This is a genomic window from Azospirillaceae bacterium (genome assembly GCA_028283825.1).
Classification (GTDB): Bacteria; Pseudomonadota; Alphaproteobacteria; order Azospirillales; family Azospirillaceae; genus Nitrospirillum.
In genome coordinates, this window is sequence record JAPWJW010000002.1 from 101,046 (window position 1) to 119,984 (window position 18,939).

Sequence of the window (18,939 nt, forward strand, 5' to 3'; positions counted from 1 at the left end):
CCACCCCCATGCGTCGCGTCCTTCTTCTCAGTGTTTCCCTTCTGTCCCTGACCGCCATCGCCCAGGGCACCGCCCGCGCGGCCGAGGCCGACGCGTCCGCCGACGCGGCGGCGGCCTCCGGCGGCGTGTCGGAAGAGGTGGTGGTCAATGCCGACCGGGAGCGGGGGACCGCCGCCAGCCTGGCGCCCACCCAGGCCTCGCTGTCCGCCGTGCAGCCGCAGTCGCTGCTGAACAGCCACTTCATCGAGGACGTGGCCTCGCCCATGTCCGACTATTTGGCCATCGTCGAATTCTCGCCGTCCAGCAGCAACTCCACGCCCAACGGCATGGGCATGTCGAGCAAGAACGCCACCATCCGCGGCTTCCAGGACGGCGAATACAACGTCACCTTCGACGGCATCCCCTTCGGCGACCCCAACGCCTTCGGCCACGCCACCACGTCCTTCTTCCCCGCCCCCACGCTGGACCATGTGACGGTGGACCGCGGCCCCGGCACCGCCAGCACGGTGGGCAACGCCACCTTCGGCGGCACCATGGCGCTGGCCTCCGGCACGCCCACCGACACCTTCGGCGGCAAGGGCATGATGGCCTTCGCCAGCGGCGGCGGCTTTGAAAGCGGCGGCAGCGTCAACACCGGCACCCTGCCCGAGACCGGCACCAGCATCCTGCTGAACTATGACCACACCCAGTCGGACGGCCTGCTGGATTACGCCGGCTTCAACCGCGACAACGGCATGATCAAGGTGAAGCAGCCCATCGGGGCCAGCACCACCGTCACCGCCTTCGCCGACTACAGCGACCTGACCTGGAACAACTTCACCCAGCAGACGAAGGCCGCCACGGCGAAGTACGGCAAGTCCTTCGCCAACCTGAACAACGACCCCAATTCGCAGCAGTACCAGGACTATAACGTCGACCATCGCAAGTCCGACTTCGAGTATATCGGCGTCGAAAGCGACCTGGGTTTCCTGCGCATCGACAACAAGGCCTACACCTACGCCCTGGACGACAAGGCCACCGGCGGCGCCGACCAGAGCGGCGCCACGCCAAACTCCGGCCTGCTGTCCAGCGGCGTGCCGGGCGCCAACGTCGCCGGGTACTACCGGGCCTGGGGCGACATCGCCAAGGTGGAAAAGGACGTGGGCGAGGGCTTCTTCACCAGCACGCTGCGCGCCGGCGTCTGGGCGGAACACGCCCGCGACACCCAGTTCGAACAGTCGGTCGACCTGAAGACCGGCACCATCATGCCGTTCACGCCCTACACCAAGTACGGCAGCACCATCTTCAACTACGCGACCGAGAGCGACACCACCCAGCCCTTCTTCGAGGTGGAATGGCACCCCATCCCCGACCTGACCATCATCCCCGGCTTCAAGCACATCGACTTCTCGCGCACCTTCCAGGGCACGCTTAACTTCGTGCCCTACAACAGCCGGGGCGACTACAGCGCCGACCTGGGCTCCACCATGGTCAACTACCGCGTCAACGACCAGATGGCGGTGTACGGCCAGTGGGCCATGGGCTTCCAGGCGCCGCAGGTCAGCGTGCTGGAGACCAGCGGGTCCAGCGCCAACCGCGTCACGCCGCAGCAGACCATCAATTACCAGGCCGGCGTCGTCTACAAGACCGACCGGCTGGTCGCCGACTTCGACGGCTATTACATCAACTTCCGCAACAAGGTCGGCAGCGACCTGGAGACGGTGAACGGCATCGCCAACACCACCGTCTACTACAACCAGGGCGGCGTGATTTATAAGGGCATCGAGGCGGAGGTGACCTACACCCTGTTCAACGGCCTGGCCGTCACCGCCAACGGCAGCCTGAACAGCGCCGCGACCAAGGCCACCGGCCTGCAGATCGCCAACGCCCCCAGCAGCACCCTGGCCTTCGGCGCCCTGTACGACAAGGACAACTGGTTCGGGTCGGTCATGACCAAGTATGTCGGCACCCGCTACGCCGGCACGGGCGAGCGCGCCGACGGCAATTCCAACGTGAAGCTGCCCGACTACGCCTTCACCGACGTGGTGGTGGGCTACAAGATGGGCGACCGGCTGAAGGTCAGCTTCATGGTCAACAACCTGTTCGACAGCCGCACCGCCACCGAGGGCAGCGGCAGCCTGACCAACCCCACCTACTACTACCTGCCCAGCCGCAACTACATGGGCTCCATCACCGTCGGTTTCTGATGCGTCCCTCGGGCGCCGCGCGGCCGCATCCGCGGTGGCTTCCTCACTGCGCCCTGCGGTGCTCGCTCCGGCGCCCGCGGTCGCGGGCTACAGCAGCGGCGTGAGTCAAAAGCTCACGCCGCTGCTGGTGGATCACAAGGGGCGGTGGCGGAACCGCCGCCCCCATTGCCCATTTCCTCCCATCATCCGGGTGCCCCCCTTGCTGAAGAAGATCCTGCTGGCCTCCGCCATGCTGCTGACCGCCGTCACCCTCCCCGCCCTGGCGCAAACGCCCAGCGACGCCGTCTATCCCTATCTGGGCATCGACTGGGGGGGCGAGGTGTTCGTGGGCGCCACCACGCCCTTCGGCATGGTCAAGGTCGGCCCGGACATGGAAACCTTCGACGGCTTCCGCATCGGGTCGGGCTACTACGGCACGGGGCGGGTGCTGGGCTTCAGCCACCTGCATTTGAGCGGGGCGTCGGGCAAGTACGGCAACATCCTGGTGGCGCCCGTCACCGGCGCCCTGACCCCCGCCGACATCAAATCGGTGCGGGTGGATGAGGTGGCCAAGGTCGGTTATTACGCCGCCACCCTGACCCGCTACCAGACGCGGGCGGAACTGACGGCCACCCCCCACGTCGGCCTGCACCGCTACACCTTCCTGGCCGGCGGCGACGCCCATATCACCATCGATCTGGACCAGTGCCTGAGCAAGGGTTCCGGTTCGGAATCCCAGAAATTCCTGGGCGCCGAGGTCAAGGCCGTCTCCGCCACCGCCATCGAGGGTGTCGCCCGCTACACCGGCGGCTGGAACGAGGGTGGGGAGTACAAGGTCTATTTCCATATCGAGATCGATGCCAAGGACGCCCACGTCCGCACCTGGACCGGCACCACGCTGAGCGACCAGCCGGCCGCCAAGGTGGATGGCGACCAGGCCATCGGCGCCAGCTTCGACCTCACCGCCCAGCCGGGCACCGTGGTGCAGGTCAAGGTCGGCATCTCCTTCGTCAGCACCGACCAGGCCCGCCGCAATGTGGAGAAGGAGGCGCCGGGCTGGGACTTCGACGCCGCCCGTCGCCAGGCCGTGGCCGGGTGGGACCGGGCGCTGTCGCCCATCACCGTGGCGGGCGCCACCGACGACCAGCGCCGCCAGTTGTACACCGCCCTCTACCACATCATGCTGATGCCGGCGGACCGCACGGGGGAGAACCCGCTGTGGAAATCCACCGAGCCCTATTACGACGACTATTACACCCTGTGGGACACCTTCCGCACGTCGGGGCCCCTGCTGACCCTGATCGCCCCGGATCGCCAGCGCGACCTGGTGCGGTCCCTGATCGACATCTACCGGCATGAGGGCTACCTGCCCGACGGGCGCAGCGGTAACGACACCGGCCGCACCCAGGGCGGCAGCAATGCGGAGGTCGTGATCGCCGACGCCTATGTGAAGGGCCTGACCGGCATCGACTACAAGACCGCCTACGCCGGCATGCGCAAGGACGCCGAGGTGCCGCCCCAGGACCCGCGCAAATGGGGCCGCGGCGGCCTGACCGAATACAACACCAAGGGCTATATCAGCCTGGACAGCGAACGCTCCGGTTCCCGCACCGTGGAATACGCCTACGACGACTTCGCCATCGCCGAGGTCGCCTGCGGTCTGGGCCGCACGGACGACGCCAAGCTGTACGCCCAGCGCTCCGGCAACTGGGCCAACCTGTGGGACCCCGACCTGGCCAAGGAGGGGGTGAAGGGCTTCCTGCGGCCCAAGAATCCCGACGGCAGTTGGGGTCCGCCCAACACCCTGAAGCGCGGCACCTGGCCCGACTTCTTCTATGAGGGGGATGAGTGGACCTATTCCCTGTACGCGCCGCATGACGTGGCCCGCCTGGTGGCCATGTCGGGCGGCAAGATGGGTTTCCTGCGCCGGCTGGACACCCTGTTCCTGAAGCGGCATTTCGACATGTCGAACGAGCCGGGCTTCCTGCTGCCGCTCTATTACAACTGGATCGGCCGGCCCGACCGCACCGCCGACATGGCCGTCTATGGCCTGGAACGGGAATTCCTGGGCACCCACGGCGGCATCCCCGGCAACGACGACAGCGGCGCCATGTCCAGCTGGCTGATCTTCCAGATGCTGGGCTTCTTCCCCAACGCGGGGCAGGACATCTACCTGATCGGCACGCCCAGCTTCCCCGAGGCCAGCATCGACCTGGGCAATGGCAAAACCTTCAAGATCATTGCCCATAACCTGGATGGCGAACGGTTCAACCGCTACGTCCAGTCCGCCACCCTGAACGGCCAGCCCCTGGACACCAACTGGTTCCGCCATGGCCAGATCAAGGACGGCGGCGTGCTGGACCTGGTCATGGGGCCGGAACCGACCTCCTGGGGCACCACCACCCCGCCGCCCTCGCTGTCGGACGCCAAGACCGACCGGCCCATGCTGTGCGTCGCCCCGACGCCGGCCCCCTGAAGGAACCCCGCCTGATGGTCCCCCCCTCATTCCGCGCCCTGCTGTTGGCGGGCATCGCCCTGTCCGTGACCTCCTGCGCCGCCACGCCCAAGGATGACGGCCTGCGCCTGAACCAGATTCAGGTGATCGGCACCCACAACAGCTATCACGCCGGCATCGCCGCCAATGAATCGGTGCTGTGGAAGAAGACCAACCCCGACCAGTACGCCCTGCTGGACTATCACCACCAGAGCCTGACGGCGCAGCTGTCGGCCGGCGTGCGGCAGGTGGAACTGGACGTCTATGCCGACAGCAAGGGCGGCCTGTACGCCCACCCCGCCGGCCCCGGCCTGGTGACCAAGGCGGGCCTGCCGGCCGATCCGGCGTTCGATCCCAATCACGTGATGGACAAGCCGGGCTTCAAGGTCATGCACGTGCAGGACGTGGACTACCGCAGCACCTGCCAGCCCTTCACGGCCTGCCTGTCGGAAATCCGCACCTGGTCAAAGGCCCACCCCGGTCACGCCCCGATCTTCATCCTGGTGGAAACCAAGGAGGAGGCGCTGCCCCTGCCCTTCCCCACGGTGAAGCCGGAGCCGCTGACCCCCGCCAGCCTGGATGCGCTGGACCGGGAAGTGCTGTCGGTGTTCCAGGCGGATGAGGTCATCACCCCCGACCGGGTGCGCGGGACCACCGCCACCCTGCCGGCCGCCATCAGCCAGCACGGCTGGCCCACCCTGGCGGACGCCCGGGGCAAGGTCGTCTTCCTGCTGGACCAGCGCAAGATCAGCGACCGGTATCTGGACGGCCACGCCGCCCTGAAGGGCCGGGTGATGTTCACCAATGCCCAGGCCGGCACCGACGATGCCGCCTTCATCGAGATGAACGACGGCCCCGGCGACGCCATCGCGGCCCTGGTGCGCCAGGGCTACCTGGTGCGCACCCGGTCCGACGCCGACACCAAGGAAGCGCGGGCCAACGACACCCGCCGGCGCGACATGGCGCTGGGCAGCGGTGCGCAGATCATCAGCACCGATTATCCGGCCAGCGAACCGGCGGCCAACGGCTTCGTCGTCGCCCTGCCCGGTGGTGTCGCCGCCCGCTGCAACCCGGTGACGGCCCCCGCCGGCTGCCCGGCGGGGGATTTGGACCGGTAGCGGCATGTGCCGCTTCTAGGCCCCGACGGGGGCCGCCGGACCTTTCCGGGAAGCCAAAGGCGGACTGGAAAGGGAGGAAGCCCAAGCCAGCGGATGCTGGCGCCCGGCGCGTGAGGGGGCCTTTGATCGGGATCGATCAAAGGCCGCGCACATAATTAAGCGCGGGAAGCCGCCAGCAGGACGTGCGCCTTGGCGATGGCCGCGGCCGCGTCCTGGCCGCGGCCTTCCCGCGTCGCCTGGGTGGCGGTGCGGATCAGGGACACCAGGGTGGCGTAGTCGGCACCGGTGGTGACGGCGCCGTTGCGGCCGTGCACCAGAGGCTGGCCCGGCTTGGCCGGGGCGGCGAAACCCGCCTGGTTCCATTCCGCCAGCAAAGCCGGCAAAGGCGCGGCGGCGGACGCGGTGGCGTCAGGGCGGGAGACGCCGGACTCGGCCTGCGCCAGGGGAGAGAAGGCCACGGTCATGATCAAGGCCAGGGCACGCACACTCGATTTCATCGCACACATTCCACGGGTGATCGAACCGGCCGCGACGATGCGGCCGGTGGTCGGATTGCTGTTTTGCGTGGTGGCGCTGCCCGGTGTTGGTTGAGCACACAAGCATATTGGCGGGCAAGATGGCATGGGCGACGAAGTCGCACCGCGATGGCTTTTCATCCTGTCCACGAGGCGGTCTGGGCCATCCGCGCGACGGATGCTTGTGGATTTTGCGGAACCGTTCCCTATCATCGCCCAACGATAACCAGCGTAGGGTATGGCGGGTGATGAGGAAGACGACACGAGCGGCAGCTGCACTGGCCCTGGGCACGGCGCTTTCCCTGTCCGGCACCGCGCTGGCGGCGGGCGCCAAGACGGAGGGCATCAAGGTCGACCTGACCCGCCCCGACTGGATCGCCTTCCGCAACCTGTACCAGCAGCTGGTGCAGACCAACACCACCCTGTCGGTGGGCAGCTGCACCGCCGCCGCCCAGAACATCGCCACCAAGCTGACGTCCATCGGCCTGCGCAAGAGCGACGTGCGCGTGCTGATCCCCGAGGGCCGGCCCAAGGACGGCGCGCTGGCGGCGGTGCTGCCGGGCACCGACAAGTCGGCCAAACCCATCCTGTTGCTGGCCCACATCGACGTGGTGGAGGCCAAGCGCGAGGACTGGCAGCGCGACCCCTTCACCCTGGTGGAGGAGAACGGCTATTTCTACGGGCGCGGCTCCAGCGACGACAAGGCCATGGCCGCCGTCTTCGCCGACCTGCTGGTCCGCCTGCGCCAGGAAGGCTTCCGCCCCAAGCGCGACATCAAGCTGGCGCTGACCTGCGGGGAGGAGACGTCGGACACCTTCGACGGCGTGCAATACCTGCTGGACCATAACCGCGACGCGGTGGACGCGGAATTCGCCCTGAACGAGGGGGCGGGCGGGCGGCTGGACAAGGACGGCAACTACCTGGCCCTGGAAATCCAGGCGGGGGAGAAGGTCTACCAGGACTTCACGCTGGAGACGACCAACCCCGGCGGCCACAGCTCGCGGCCGGCCAAGGACAACGCGATCTACCATCTGGCGGCGGGCCTGGACCGCCTGGCGGCCTATGATTTCCCGGTGGCGCTGAACCCGGTGACCAAGGCCTATTTCACCGCCCTGTCGCCGGTCATCGGCGGCGCCACCGGCGCCGACCTGTTGGCCGTCACCAAGGACAATCCCGATGCGGCCGCCCTGGCCCGCGTCAGCCAGGATCCGGGCTGGAACAGCACCCTGCGCACCACCTGTGTGGCCACCATGGTCAACGCCGGCCACGCGCCCAACGCCCTGCCCCAGCACGCCCAGGCCAACGTGAATTGCCGCATCCTGCCCGGCCAGCCGCTGGAGGAGGTGCGCCAGACCCTGGTGAAGGTGCTGGACGATCCGGCCATCAAGGTGAGTGCGGTGGGTGAGCCCAGCCCGGTGTCGCCGCCGCCGGCCCTGTCGCCCATGGTGCTGGGCCCGGTGAAGGACGTGGCCGCCCAGATGTGGCCGGGCATCCCGGTGGTGCCCACCCAGTCCACCGGCGCCACCGACGGCCGTTTCCTGAACGCCGCCGGCATCGCCACCTACGGCCTCAGCGGCATGTTCCGCGACCCCGACGGCAGCGGCGTCCACGGCCTGAACGAACGCATCCGCGTGCGCTCGCTCTATGAGGGACGGGAGTTCCTGTACGCCGTGGTGAAGAAGTACGCAGGCTGACAAGACCGCCCCCCGCCCTGCAAAGCGCGGGGGGCTTGGCCCCTATAGCCGGCCGTAGCTGTCTTCCAGGCGGACGATGTCGTCCTCGCCCAGATAGGCGCCGGACTGCACCTCGATCAGTTCCAGCGGCACCCGGCCGGGGTTTTCCAGCCGGTGGACGCAGCCCAGCGGCAGGTGGACGGATTCGTTCTCCCGCACCAGGATCTCCTCACCGTCGCGCGTGACCAGGGCGGTGCCGCGCACCACCACCCAGTGCTCCGCCCGGTGATAATGCTTTTGCAGGGACAGCTTGCCGCCCGGCTTCACCGACAGGCGCCGCACGGCGTAACGCTCGCCATGCAGCAGGCCCTGGGTGTTGCCCCAGGGGCGGTGCACCTTGCGGTGTTCCAGATATTCGGTGCGCTGGTCGCGCTTCAGGCCGTCCACCACCTTCTTGACGTCCTGGGCGCGATCACGATGCACCAGCAGCACGGCATCGTCGGTGGTCACCAGGATGACGTTGTCCACGCCCACCACCGCCGCGATGCGGCCGTCCTCACACCGGACATAGGTGTCGCGGCTGTCGATGTGCATGACCGAACCGACGGCGACATTGCCGGCATCGTCCTTGTCGCTGATGTCCCACAGGGCCGACCAGGAACCGATGTCGGTCCAGCCGATGTCGGCGGCGACCATGGCCGCCTTGTCGGTCTTTTCCATGACACCGTAGTCGATGGACACATTGGGCGCCCGGGCGAAGGCGTCGGCGTCCAGGCGCAGGAAATCGACGTCCCGCTGGGCCGCGTCCAAGGCGGCCCGCACCGCCGCCAGGGTCTCCGGCGCGTGGGTTTCCAGTTCGGCCACCAGCACGGCGGCCGACATCATGAACATGCCGCTGTTCCAGTAATACGACCCTTCGGCCAGGAACTGCTCCGCCACCACCTGGCTCGGCTTTTCGGCGAAGGCGGCCACGGTGTAGGCGTTCGTCTGGGTATCGAAAGGCTGTCCCCGGCGGATATAGCCGTAGCCCGTTTCCGGATGCTGCGGCGTGATGCCGAAGGTCACCAGATAACCCTGGCGGGCCAGGGCATGGGCGGTGCCGATCGCCGCCTGGAACGCGTCATTGTTCAGGATCGCATGGTCCGCCGGCAGCAGCAGCAGGACGGCGTCCGGATCCTGGGCCAGGGCGACCAGGGCGGCGACGGCCGCCGCCGGCATGGTGTTGCGGCCGAAGGGCTCAAGAATGATCGAGGCCGGCGTGATCGCGATTTCACGGAATTGCTCGGCGATGATGAAGCGGTGGTCCTCATTGCAGATGATGAGGGGGTTCGCGAAGACCCCGGTGTCCGAAACGCGCAGCGCGGTGTCCTGGATCATGCTGCGGTGGCCATGGACGGGCTGCAACTGCTTGGGATAACGCTCCCGCGACAGGGGCCACAGGCGGGAACCAACGCCGCCGGACAACAGGACGGGGCGGATTTTGCCCAGGATCGCTTCACCGGTTTCCGAGGACATCGGCCCATCAGCAAGCTGTTGCTTATCCACTTTTTCCTCGTAAGCGATCATCGCCAAAAAACGGCGGCGCGGCCTGCCGGATCTGTTGCACCGCACCCGTTCCTGCAACTGTCTTAGGCTATCGGTCGGGACCGGCGCAACGGTGGATTACACCCATGAACAAGCGGCCGGGGACGACGTTCCGGCAAGGCGCCCGGCCGGCCGCCGGGGCGGCCCGGCATCCGTTGACGATGGCCTGCCAAAAGTCGAAAGCACCGATTGACAGCCTCCGCCCATTGAGGCGATTGAATAGGCGCCATTCATAAGACTGGGGACCGGCCTACCGGGGTTTTGGGCTTATGGATGCGAAAACAGGCCTATAGCAATGAATTCAAGGTAGTTGGGCCATGGTGGGAAAATTCCGCACATCCAGGAGCATGGCACCTTTTCCTGAGAATGTGACGCGTCGAGGCCAGATTAGATCTGAGACAGATGATAGCGGTATCAGGATGCCGATCGAAGGGTATCGGTGAAATACCGGAAAACTGATTTTTATTTTGTCATATTGGAGGTTTCTCAATTGCGCGAAAACAATACCTACAGGTCTGTATTATCCCGCCATAAGCGTCGCTTATCTTCATTGGTGGACGGCCTGCGCGCAAGGAACATTCGGCAACAGACCCGAGGCCCCTCCGACGACTATTTGACTCTCGCCTCCTCGTCCCTGTTCAGCCCGGCCTGGTACCTGCTGACTTACAGTGATGTCGCGGCCGCCAAGCTGGACCCAATTCAGCATTATCTGGACCATGGCGCCCGGGAAGGGCGACAGCCGGGACCCGATTTCAATAGCGGAGGATATCTGGAGGCCAATCCCGACGTGGCCGCTTCCGGCCTGAACCCGCTCGTCCATTTCATCAAATATGGCCGTGCGGAAGGGCGGAAGTTCTCGGTCTCCGTCATCCTGCCGGCGACCAACCCGACCTATTGGTATTTCATCGGCGACAGCGTCGACTGGCTGAAGGCGAAACCCAGTCTCACCGGCGTTGGCCGCGTGTCGACGGAACTGTTTTTCGCGGCGATCGAGAATTCGAGCAACATAGAGATCAAACCCTGTGTCTTTGGCGATTCGCCCTCCGGCATCGTCACGGCGTCGGCGACGGACCATGTTCAATACCTGTCGGACGAACTGAAACGTCCCCTGGCCGGCCGGCCGACCGCGGCACTGGCGGTGGAGCCCCGGCATTCGCCGCTTCCCGGCGACCACGTCTTCTTCACCGGCCTGGTCTGGGGCCCGGCCTTCGCCGAGAGATTCAAGCACCTGAAGTCGCTGGGCATCCGCTTCAGCGTGCTGGTCCACGACATCATTCCGATTGAAAACCCCGACCTGGTCGGGCCCGACTATTTCAAGATGTTCACGGAATGGATGGTGACGGTCCTGCAAACCGCCACCGTCATTTATGTGTCGAACGACCATGTGAAACAGAAGATCGCGCGTTTCGCCCTTCTGCAGAAGATCCAGACCGTACCGACGATCGTCACCATCACCTTCGGCCTGCGCCGCGCCATCGGGCAACAGGACAGCACGCGCGGCGCCGAAACGGCCGTCATTCCGGAAGGGCAAGAGTTCGTCCTGTGTGTCGGCACCATCGACAAGCGCAAGAACCAGCTGTTCCTGTGCCGCCTTTGGGCGCAATTGGCCGAGCGGCTGGATGATCAGGCCCTGCCCTTGCTGGTCCTGGCCGGCCGCGACGACCTGAAGATCGCCGAGGCGGATGGCGCCATGGCGCCGCTGTTCGCCCGGGGGAAGATCCGCGTCCTGGAAAACCTGACGGACGCGGAGATCGCCGATCTGTATCGCCGCTGCCTGTTCACCGCGTTCCCGTCCTTGAGCGAGGGCTACGGCCTGCCTGTCGTCGAAAGCCTGTCGTACGGGAAGCTGTGCCTGACGTCCGACCTGCCCGAGATCCAGGCCAACGGCGGTGATTTCGCCTGGTATTTCTCGACGGACGATACGGACGGGGCAATTGACCTGTTCACCCGCGCCCTCGGTGACCAGGCGGCCCGGCGCGAAGCTGAGGACCACATCCTGCGGGACTTCGTCCCGGCGGAGTGGCGCGACACGTTCCTGGACATGCTGGATACCGTCCCGCCCGTCGGGTTCGTGCCGCCGCCGGCCGGCACCACGGAGACCGGCGCCGATGTCACCTTCCCAGGCGCCCAGGCCTACGATACGGCCGCCGCCTTCACCAAGGCGGCGCGTTACTGCACGGATCGGAACCCGGACGTTTCCATCCTGATCATCAACTGGAACGCCGCCTCGCTGACGCTGGAATGCATCCGCCAGATCAGTTCCCAGACGGACAGCCACACCTACGAAATCATCATCGCCGACAACGGCAGCGCCCCGGACGACGTGGCGAAGCTGCGCAACCTGGGCCCCGGCATCCGCCTGCTGGAGTTGGGCCGGAACCGGTATTTCGGCGAAGCCAACAACATCGCCGCCGAGGCTGCCCAAGGCCGCTATCTCTGCCTGTTGAACAACGACGCCTTCGTGCGCGGCGACTGGCTCACCGCCCTCATCACCCCCTTGCAGACGGATCCGCGGGTGGGCGCCACCGGCCCCCTGTTCCTTTATCCCGACGAAACCATCCAGGAGGCCGGCGGCATCGTCGATCCGGGCGGCTATCCCATCCGCTTCGGTCGGGGTGAGCAGGAGGCCTCGGCGGAGATTCTGCGGCCCAAGTTCGTCGACTATATTTCCGCCGCCGCCCTTCTGGTCCCCCGCGACATTTTCATGGCCGTGGGCGGATTCGACCTGGCCTATGAGCCGGCCTATTACGAAGACACCGACCTCTGCCTGAAAATCCAGGCGCTGGGGCACAAGGTGTTGTATTGCCCCGACGCCCGGGTCGTTCATATCGAGGGTTCTTCCGCCAATGGCGACGCCGCCGCCACGGCGCGGCGCACGGCGTTGGGCGACCTCAACCGTGACAAGTTCACCGCCCGCTGGGGTGACTACCTGAAAACCCGGCGGCAGGCGCACCTGCGTGCCGTGCGGCAGCAATTCCTGCCCTCGGCCCCCCTGTTGCCGCCCATGGCCACGCTGGCTCCCGGGGTGGAGCGGCCCAGGGCCGTGGTCTACACGCCTTATGAACTGACGCCCGGCGGCGGTGAGCGTTTCCTGCTGACCCTGGCGATGACGCTCAGTGAACTATATGACGTCACGGTGGTGACGCCCTGGCGCTACAGCCGCCTGCGGCTGCGCAACCTGGGGTGCGAATTCAACCTGGACCTGTCACGCCTGGACGTGATGATCGAGACAGAATTCGCGAAGGCCGATGCGCCGGACCTGATGGTCACCCTGGGCAACCACATCATTCCGACGGCCCCCGCCCGGGGCAAGACCAATGTCTATATCTGCCAGTTCCCGTACCCCCTGGGGCGCCCCGTGGCGCCGGCGGACCGGGAAACCTACGCCGGCTATCAGAAAATCATTGTCTATTCCCATTACACCCGCGCCCACATCTTCGCCAATCTGAGCGCCTATCAGCTTCCCGACCGGCCGGTCGAGGTGCTCTACCCACCGGTGCCACTCATCCAGGGTGAGGTCCCCGCCAAGAAGCGCATGATCCTCACCGTCGGGCGCTTCTTCGTCGGCGGCCATTCCAAGCGCCACGATGTCCTGATCGACGTCTTCAAGAAGATCGCGCCGCAGTTCAGCGAGCCGGTGGAATTGCATGTAGCCGGTTCGTCGATGCCGGGGCCGGAGCACATGGACTATCTGGCCAAGATCCGGGCGGCGGCCGAAGGTCATCCCATCCACCTGCACGTCAATGTCTCCGCCGATGCCCTGCAGGCCTTGTATCGCGACACGGCCATCTACTGGCACGGCACGGGCATAGGCGCCGATCTCAACGGGGAACCCGGCAAGGCCGAACATTTCGGCATCACCGTGCTGGAAGCGATGTCGGCACAGGCCGTCCCCTTCGCCCTGAATTCCGGCGGGCCCCGCGAGATCATCGCGGATGGGCAGACGGGTTTCCTCTACGACTCACCCGACACGCTGGCGGAAAAGACCCTGGCACTGCTCTCCAAACCGAACGCGGATCAGTTGAAGCGCATGGGAACCGCCGCCCGCGCCCGCGCGCAAATGTTCTCGCAAGACGCTTTTGCCGAGGGGGTCAGGGCGCTGGTCGACAGCCTCAAGCCGATTTGACCACGTCGTCGCCCCATGCCCCGAACCCGGCACCAAGGGATTCGTCATCATGAATAATACGCGCGGCATTTGAACCTGACCGTTCAGATGCCGCCTCATAGTACTCCTCCGGCGAGGGCCGCCTTTCATCCGTGATGCTGTTCGCTGAAGATGGCAGGAGATCTGGCCTGTGAGGGTGGGAAGTGTCCACGAACGGGATAATGGACACGATGGGCGGCAAGCGCCGACGTCGGACGTGGAGTGAAGCGCTGAAGCGGGAGATCGTGGCAGCGTCGTTCGAGCCTGGGGCGTCGGCTTCGGTGGTTGCGCGGCGTTACGACGTGAACACCAACCAGCTGTTCATCTGGCGGCGGCAGTATGGCGACGGTCTGCTGGCTCCTACGTGTGAGGACGGCCTCGCGTTGCTGCCTGTGACGATCACGGACGTGCGAAGCGCGGAGAAGAGGTCGGCACCGGCGGATGCTGGGCGGATCGAGATCGAGTTGCCGAACGGCTACCGCCTCCGGGTTGAGGCCACGGTTGATGGCAGGGCGCTCCGCCGTGTCCTCAACATTCTGGAGCGGCGATGATTCCGGTGCCGTCGGGTGTGCGGGTCTGGCTGGCGGTGGGCCGGACGGATATGCGGCGGGGGATGACCGGCCTGGCCCTGCAGGTGCAGGAGGCGCTGGGCCGCGATCCCCACGCGGGTGACCTTTATGTCTTCCGGGGCTGCCGGGGCGACCTGATCAAGATCCTGTGGCATGACGGCCTGGGCATGTCGCTTTACGCCAAGCGGCTGGAGAAGGGGCGCTTCCTATGGCCGTCGCCGGCCGACGGCGTGGTCGGCATATCGGCGGCGCAGCTGGCCTACCTGCTCGACGGCATCGATTGGCGGAACCCTCGGCACACCTGGCGGCCGACCAGTGCCGGATAGGGTTGACCGGCGCCACTTTCCAGGAGCGGCGATGGCGGATTCGTGATTCACTCATGGTCATGGACGCCGATCATGCCACCGTGCCGGACGACATCGCGGCGCTGAAAGCAGCACTGGTGATGGCGCGCGCGCAGGCGCTGGAGGCGGCGGCGGAGCTGGCGGTGGCGCGGGCCAAGGCCTCGGAAGACCTGGCCCTGATCGCGCACCAGAAGTTGCGGATCGCCCAGCTGGAGCGCCAGGTTTATGGCCAGCGCTCGGAACGGTCGGCGCGGCTGGTCGATCAGTTGGCCTTGCAGTTCGAGGAACTGGAGGCCAGCGCCACCGAGGACGAGCTGGCGGCGGAAGCCGCCGTGTCCAAGACCACGACCGTGGCGAGCTTCACCCGCAAGCATGCCGAACGCACCACCTTCCCCGACCATCTGCCGCGTGAGCGGGTGGTGATCGATCCGCCGATGGCCTGTGGTTGTTGCGGCGGCACGCGGCTGCGCAAGCTGGGCGAGGATGTGACCCGGACGCTGGAAGTGATCCCGCGCCAGTGGAAGGTGGTCGAAACGGTGCGGGAAAAGTTCAGCTGCCGGGACTGTGAGAAGGTGAGCCAGGCCCCCGCACCCTTCCAAGCCATTCCCCGGGGATGGGCGGGGCCAGGCCTGCTGGCGATGATCCTGTTCGAGAAGTTCGGCCAGCACCAGCCGCTGAACCGGCAGGCCGAGCGCTATGCGCTGGAAGGCGTGCCGGTCAGCCTGTCGACCATGGCCGACGGCGTGGGGTCGAGTTGTGCCGCGCTGGAGCCGCTGCTGCGACGGGTCGAGGCCCATGTGATGGCGGCGGAACGCCTGCATGGCGACGATACGACCGTGCCGGTCCTGGCCAAGGGCAAGACCGACACCGGGCGCTGCTGGGTCTACGTCCGCGACGACCGGCCCTTCGGCGGGACGGCACCGCCGGCGGCGCTGTTCCGCTACTCGCGCGACCGCAAGGGCGAGCATCCGCAGGGCCACCTGGCCGGATACGCCGGGCTGTTCCAGGCCGACGCCTTCGACGGCTATCGCGCGCTGTACGCGGCCGAGCGAAGTCCCGGTCCGATCCGGGAGGCGGGATGCTGGGTGCATGCCCGGCGCCCGTTCTTCGCCATGGCCGATCTTGAGGAGAGCGCCCGGCGCCAGGCCGCGGGCAAGAAGACGATCGCGCTCTCGCCCATCGCCATCGAGGTGGTGCGCCGCATCGACGCCCTGTTCGCCATCGAGCGGCCGATCAATGGCAAGAGCGCCGACGAACGCCGGGCGGTCCGCCAGGAATTGAGCAAGCCGCTGGTCGAGGACCTGCGGGCCTACCTGCACGAGCAGCGCGCCAAGCTCTCCCGTGTCCACGACCTCGCCCGGGCCATCGACTATATCCTGAAGCGATGGGCTGCCTTCACCCTGTTCCTGGACGATGGCCGCGTCTGCCTGTCGAACAATGCCGCCGAACGCGCCTTGCGCGGCATCGCGCTCGGACGGAAGTCATGGATGTTCTGTGGCTCCGACCGTGGCGGCCAGCGTGCCGCCGCCCTGTACAGCCCGATCGTCACCGCCAAGATGAACGGCGTCGACCCACAGGCCTGGCTGGCCGACGTCCTCGCCCGGATCGCCGCGCACCCGGCTCACCGGCTCGACGAATTGCTGCCCTGGCGCTGGACGCCCAAGGCAGCGGCAACGCCCGCCGTAGCGGCCTGATCGGGAACTACGGCCCAGGCGATAAGGCCGTTAGTATCCTGCGGCCTACGCCGCATGCTTACGCCTCATACCAAGTAGCGATGAGTTCTATTCATCGCTACTTGGTATCAACCAAAATGGCTCGCCGGCATGGCCGGGCCCCGCGCGGGCAACGGTGCCGGGCGCCGGTTCCGCACGGCCACTGGAAAACAACGGCCTTCGTCAGCGCGTTGCGATTGGAAGGCATGACCGGCCCGGCCTTCACGGCCGATGTCGAGCAGGTGCTGGCCCCGAGCCTGGCGCCAGGGGACATCGTCATCATGGATAACTTGCCTGCCCATAAGCTGGCCGCTAAGGTCGGCACCAGGCTTCGCTTCCTGCCGCTCTTTGGCTATTGGAACATGACCTTCACAAAGCCAAAAGCCAAATGCCGCCCATCTTGATTTCCAGGTTGCAACGACGCCGGCGACTGGGCATCCGGCGTTTCGAATTCAAACACATTGTTCGCGTCAGTCAGCGACTTCGGAATTTCAATAGTGATGGGCGGATTCGGCGTACCGCTGTTGAGTTCATAGCTGCCGATCTGCGTTCCATTAAGGGATACGAGCAGCCGCTGCCGCGTCAGGCCGTTAAAGAAAAATGGATTTAAAACCAGCGTCATCTTTTCCACGGGCGCTCCGGAATTGCTGCATCGGATATGCGCCTTGTTTCCAACCGTCCAACGGCCGAACCGCTCTGGCTCGCCGAAACCGTCGATCATGACCGGCGGAATAAACGATTCATCATTGAAAGTCAGACCCTGCCGGCATTCACGGATGGTCCGCTGGGCGCGATCAAGGCAGTCCGCAGGATAAACAGCCAGTGGCCCCGGCGACAATGATGCGCACGCGGATACGCCCGTTGAGCCATTTTGCAATGACGGGTCAGAAACCACATAATTGAATTTATAATATTCTTCTTTCCCATGTGAAAAGTAGAAATTTACAGCATCAACACGAGGGGTTCGCAATATGGAATTAGACAACATATATTCAAATACTGGCGGAACTCCCAATATTCCTTTAATTATATTCATATCATTCCCAGAACTTCTGGGAATGACGGTTTCGTTCAGGGCTATGATCTGTCGCTCAGCCGCGACGATAGACGCGACGTCCTGAGTTTTCTTCTCAGGCAGCAACCAGAAAAGCGCCAACGAGAAACAGAGTATGAGTGTACCAATATCCCACAAGGCGGAACCGGCTGGAAAGCCGGGAAGAAGGGCACGGATCACGTAAGCAGACAGGATGGCGACGTCGATGAACAGTACGGTACTCAGCCCAAAGCCATATTTCTTCACCGCATATTCAGAACCCTGGCCGTAGTGGGTCAGCACCAACTGAAGCATACATAACGCCACCACCGCCATGCCGTAAGTCGCAATGTATTTGAGCGCGACGGCCCCAACCCTGTTCGCGCTACGCCACCAAACCAAGAAAACCGCGGCCGACAGAAATGCGACCAGCAGACATAAAAGCAACACCCCGCCGGGATAACCGAAATGATTAAGGGTAAGGCCGCCGTTATTCTCGGAAATATGACGCATGGCAGAAAAGGAAGGACGGTCGACGAATGAAAGAACACCAATGACAAGCACCGATGCAGAGAAGACTAGTCTTTTAAAGAAACCATGGTTCTTATTATAGTTAAATAAGACATAACATGCTAGCAAGCCAGCCCCAAGGCCCAGCATTTCAATCGCAGGCAACAAATGGATGCTTGTGATGACAAGAGCGGATGCGACGCACAAAAGGACGGCTGGCATTTGCCCATAACGTCTCTCGATAAAAATAGAAACCAACATCAGCAGGAACAAAGCGCCCTGCCCGACCAATTGAGCATAGAAATAGTTATTAACTATCTCATATCCATGAATATCCACCCGAAGAACAAAATAATTAAAAACAACGAGCATGCTTAATACGATATATGAAATAATTTTTATCGGCGCTGAAAGTGTATTCAATATCAAGAATATAGATAACCAAGTGATAGAAATGAAAAGTAGGGCAACAATGTGCATCCCGAGGAAATAAGAATTCAACACATACCCCAGAATGGCCGCCAAAATATGCGACCAATATGGATATACACTCATCTCACTCAAGGTAACGGGATCAAGTTTATCGACACCGAGACCATCCGCAATCGCATACGCCAAGGCGTAATGGTGGGCGGCATCGATGGAGAGAGAAAAAAAGTTATTCACATTACATATAATATATAAAGCCATAATCGTGGCAGCCAAAATAAAGATCATTATTTTTCGGCTCAAAAGCATCTGCCTATTTCCTTCGACATAACATTGTTATAGCTGGAAATATCAACAACAAAGAGAAGAACCAAACACCAGGAGCCACCCTGCCCAGCCCTATCGAGCTAGTGGCAGATAGCGGCCCGACCTGTCAAGGTAAGGTTCATGGATTGAGCGCCCGGGCAAGGACGCGGATAATGGCAGTGGCGTCGCAAGATCTTTGCGATGCGCCCACCTGAGGATCGATAGACCGCCCAGGAACACAAGCACCGCCGTCTTATGAAAGCAGCTGCGGCGTGTGATTTCCGAGACGACGGCGCCCCATCCAGCATGGACATTTCTTTTCTGCCAGGAGCTCTGCGGACCA

Annotated in this window: 11 protein-coding genes and 1 pseudogene; 9 read left to right on the forward strand and 3 right to left on the reverse strand. The window is 64.4% G+C overall.

The annotated features are described in order from the left end of the window. Positions 1 to 8 precede the first annotated feature (8 nt). From PW843_09310 to PW843_09320, 3 genes are all read left to right on the forward strand, one after another. A complete protein-coding gene (locus PW843_09310) occupies positions 9 to 2,186 on the forward strand; it encodes a TonB-dependent receptor (GenBank protein ID MDE1146804.1) in 2,178 nt (725 codons plus the stop codon). 199 nt (positions 2,187 to 2,385) lie between these two features. Next, positions 2,386 to 4,641, forward strand: coding sequence for a GH92 family glycosyl hydrolase (locus PW843_09315; GenBank protein MDE1146805.1), 2,256 nt, complete (start codon positions 2,386 to 2,388; stop codon positions 4,639 to 4,641). Between the two features lie 14 nt (positions 4,642 to 4,655). Further along, entirely contained in the window at positions 4,656 to 5,777 is a 1,122-nt protein-coding gene (locus PW843_09320) for a phosphatidylinositol-specific phospholipase C1-like protein (GenBank protein MDE1146806.1), read from the forward strand. A 155-nt stretch (positions 5,778 to 5,932) separates the two neighbouring features. On the opposite strand, the gene PW843_09325 is transcribed toward PW843_09320, so the two are convergent. Further along, positions 5,933 to 6,274, reverse strand: a complete 342-nt coding sequence (locus tag PW843_09325) for a hypothetical protein (protein ID MDE1146807.1) — start codon at positions 6,272 to 6,274, stop codon at positions 5,933 to 5,935. A gap of 266 nt (positions 6,275 to 6,540) precedes the next feature. Between PW843_09325 and PW843_09330 the strand changes: the two genes are divergently transcribed. Beyond that, positions 6,541 to 7,986, forward strand: a complete 1,446-nt coding sequence (locus tag PW843_09330; GenBank protein MDE1146808.1) for a M20/M25/M40 family metallo-hydrolase — start codon at positions 6,541 to 6,543, stop codon at positions 7,984 to 7,986. Positions 7,987 to 8,028: 42 nt separating this feature from the next. Here the strand turns inward: PW843_09330 and PW843_09335 are convergent, their stop codons facing one another. Continuing rightward, positions 8,029 to 9,480 (reverse strand): mannose-1-phosphate guanylyltransferase/mannose-6-phosphate isomerase, encoded by a 1,452-nt coding sequence (locus PW843_09335; GenBank protein ID MDE1146809.1) that lies wholly within the window; start codon positions 9,478 to 9,480, stop codon positions 8,029 to 8,031. Positions 9,481 to 9,988: 508 nt separating this feature from the next. Between PW843_09335 and PW843_09340 the strand changes: the two genes are divergently transcribed. The 5 genes and pseudogenes from PW843_09340 (at position 9,989) to PW843_09360 (ending at position 16,629) form a co-directional block, all read left to right on the forward strand. Next, positions 9,989 to 13,675, forward strand: a complete 3,687-nt coding sequence (locus tag PW843_09340) for a glycosyltransferase (GenBank protein ID MDE1146810.1) — start codon at positions 9,989 to 9,991, stop codon at positions 13,673 to 13,675. 200 nt (positions 13,676 to 13,875) lie between these two features. Then, entirely contained in the window at positions 13,876 to 14,244 is a 369-nt protein-coding gene (locus PW843_09345) for a transposase (GenBank protein ID MDE1146811.1), read from the forward strand. Continuing rightward, the gene (gene tnpB / locus PW843_09350) at positions 14,241 to 14,588 is read left to right on the forward strand and encodes an IS66 family insertion sequence element accessory protein TnpB (GenBank protein ID MDE1146812.1); all 348 of its coding nucleotides are present in this window, start codon (positions 14,241 to 14,243) and stop codon (positions 14,586 to 14,588) included. Before PW843_09345 ends, tnpB begins: the two co-directional genes overlap by 4 nt. 59 nt (positions 14,589 to 14,647) lie before the next feature. Then, the gene (locus tag PW843_09355; GenBank protein ID MDE1146813.1) at positions 14,648 to 16,300 is read left to right on the forward strand and encodes an IS66 family transposase; all 1,653 of its coding nucleotides are present in this window, start codon (positions 14,648 to 14,650) and stop codon (positions 16,298 to 16,300) included. 107 nt (positions 16,301 to 16,407) lie between these two features. Further along, positions 16,408 to 16,629, forward strand: a pseudogene (locus PW843_09360) (IS630 family transposase). A 41-nt stretch (positions 16,630 to 16,670) separates the two neighbouring features. Here PW843_09360 and PW843_09365 read toward each other — a convergent pair. Next, the gene (locus PW843_09365; GenBank protein MDE1146814.1) at positions 16,671 to 18,599 is read right to left on the reverse strand and encodes a hypothetical protein; all 1,929 of its coding nucleotides are present in this window, start codon (positions 18,597 to 18,599) and stop codon (positions 16,671 to 16,673) included. Between the last annotated feature and the right edge of the window lie 340 nt (positions 18,600 to 18,939).

Bases quoted from the DNA above. Each gene is read 5' to 3' on its own strand.
- PW843_09310 (MDE1146804.1), top strand. From the start codon at position 9: ATGCGTCGCGTCCTTCTTCTCAGTGTTTCCCTTCTGTCCCTGACCGCC.
- PW843_09320 (MDE1146806.1), top strand. From the start codon at position 4,656: ATGGTCCCCCCCTCATTCCGCGCCCTGCTGTTGGCGGGCATCGCCCTG.
- PW843_09325 (MDE1146807.1), bottom strand. From the start codon at position 6,274: ATGAAATCGAGTGTGCGTGCCCTGGCCTTGATCATGACCGTGGCCTTC.
- PW843_09330 (MDE1146808.1), top strand. From the start codon at position 6,541: ATGAGGAAGACGACACGAGCGGCAGCTGCACTGGCCCTGGGCACGGCG.
- PW843_09335 (MDE1146809.1), bottom strand. From the start codon at position 9,480: ATGTCCTCGGAAACCGGTGAAGCGATCCTGGGCAAAATCCGCCCCGTC.
- PW843_09345 (MDE1146811.1), top strand. From the start codon at position 13,876: ATGGACACGATGGGCGGCAAGCGCCGACGTCGGACGTGGAGTGAAGCG.
- tnpB (MDE1146812.1), top strand. From the start codon at position 14,241: ATGATTCCGGTGCCGTCGGGTGTGCGGGTCTGGCTGGCGGTGGGCCGG.
- PW843_09355 (MDE1146813.1), top strand. From the start codon at position 14,648: ATGGACGCCGATCATGCCACCGTGCCGGACGACATCGCGGCGCTGAAA.
- PW843_09365 (MDE1146814.1), bottom strand. From the start codon at position 18,599: ATGCTTTTGAGCCGAAAAATAATGATCTTTATTTTGGCTGCCACGATT.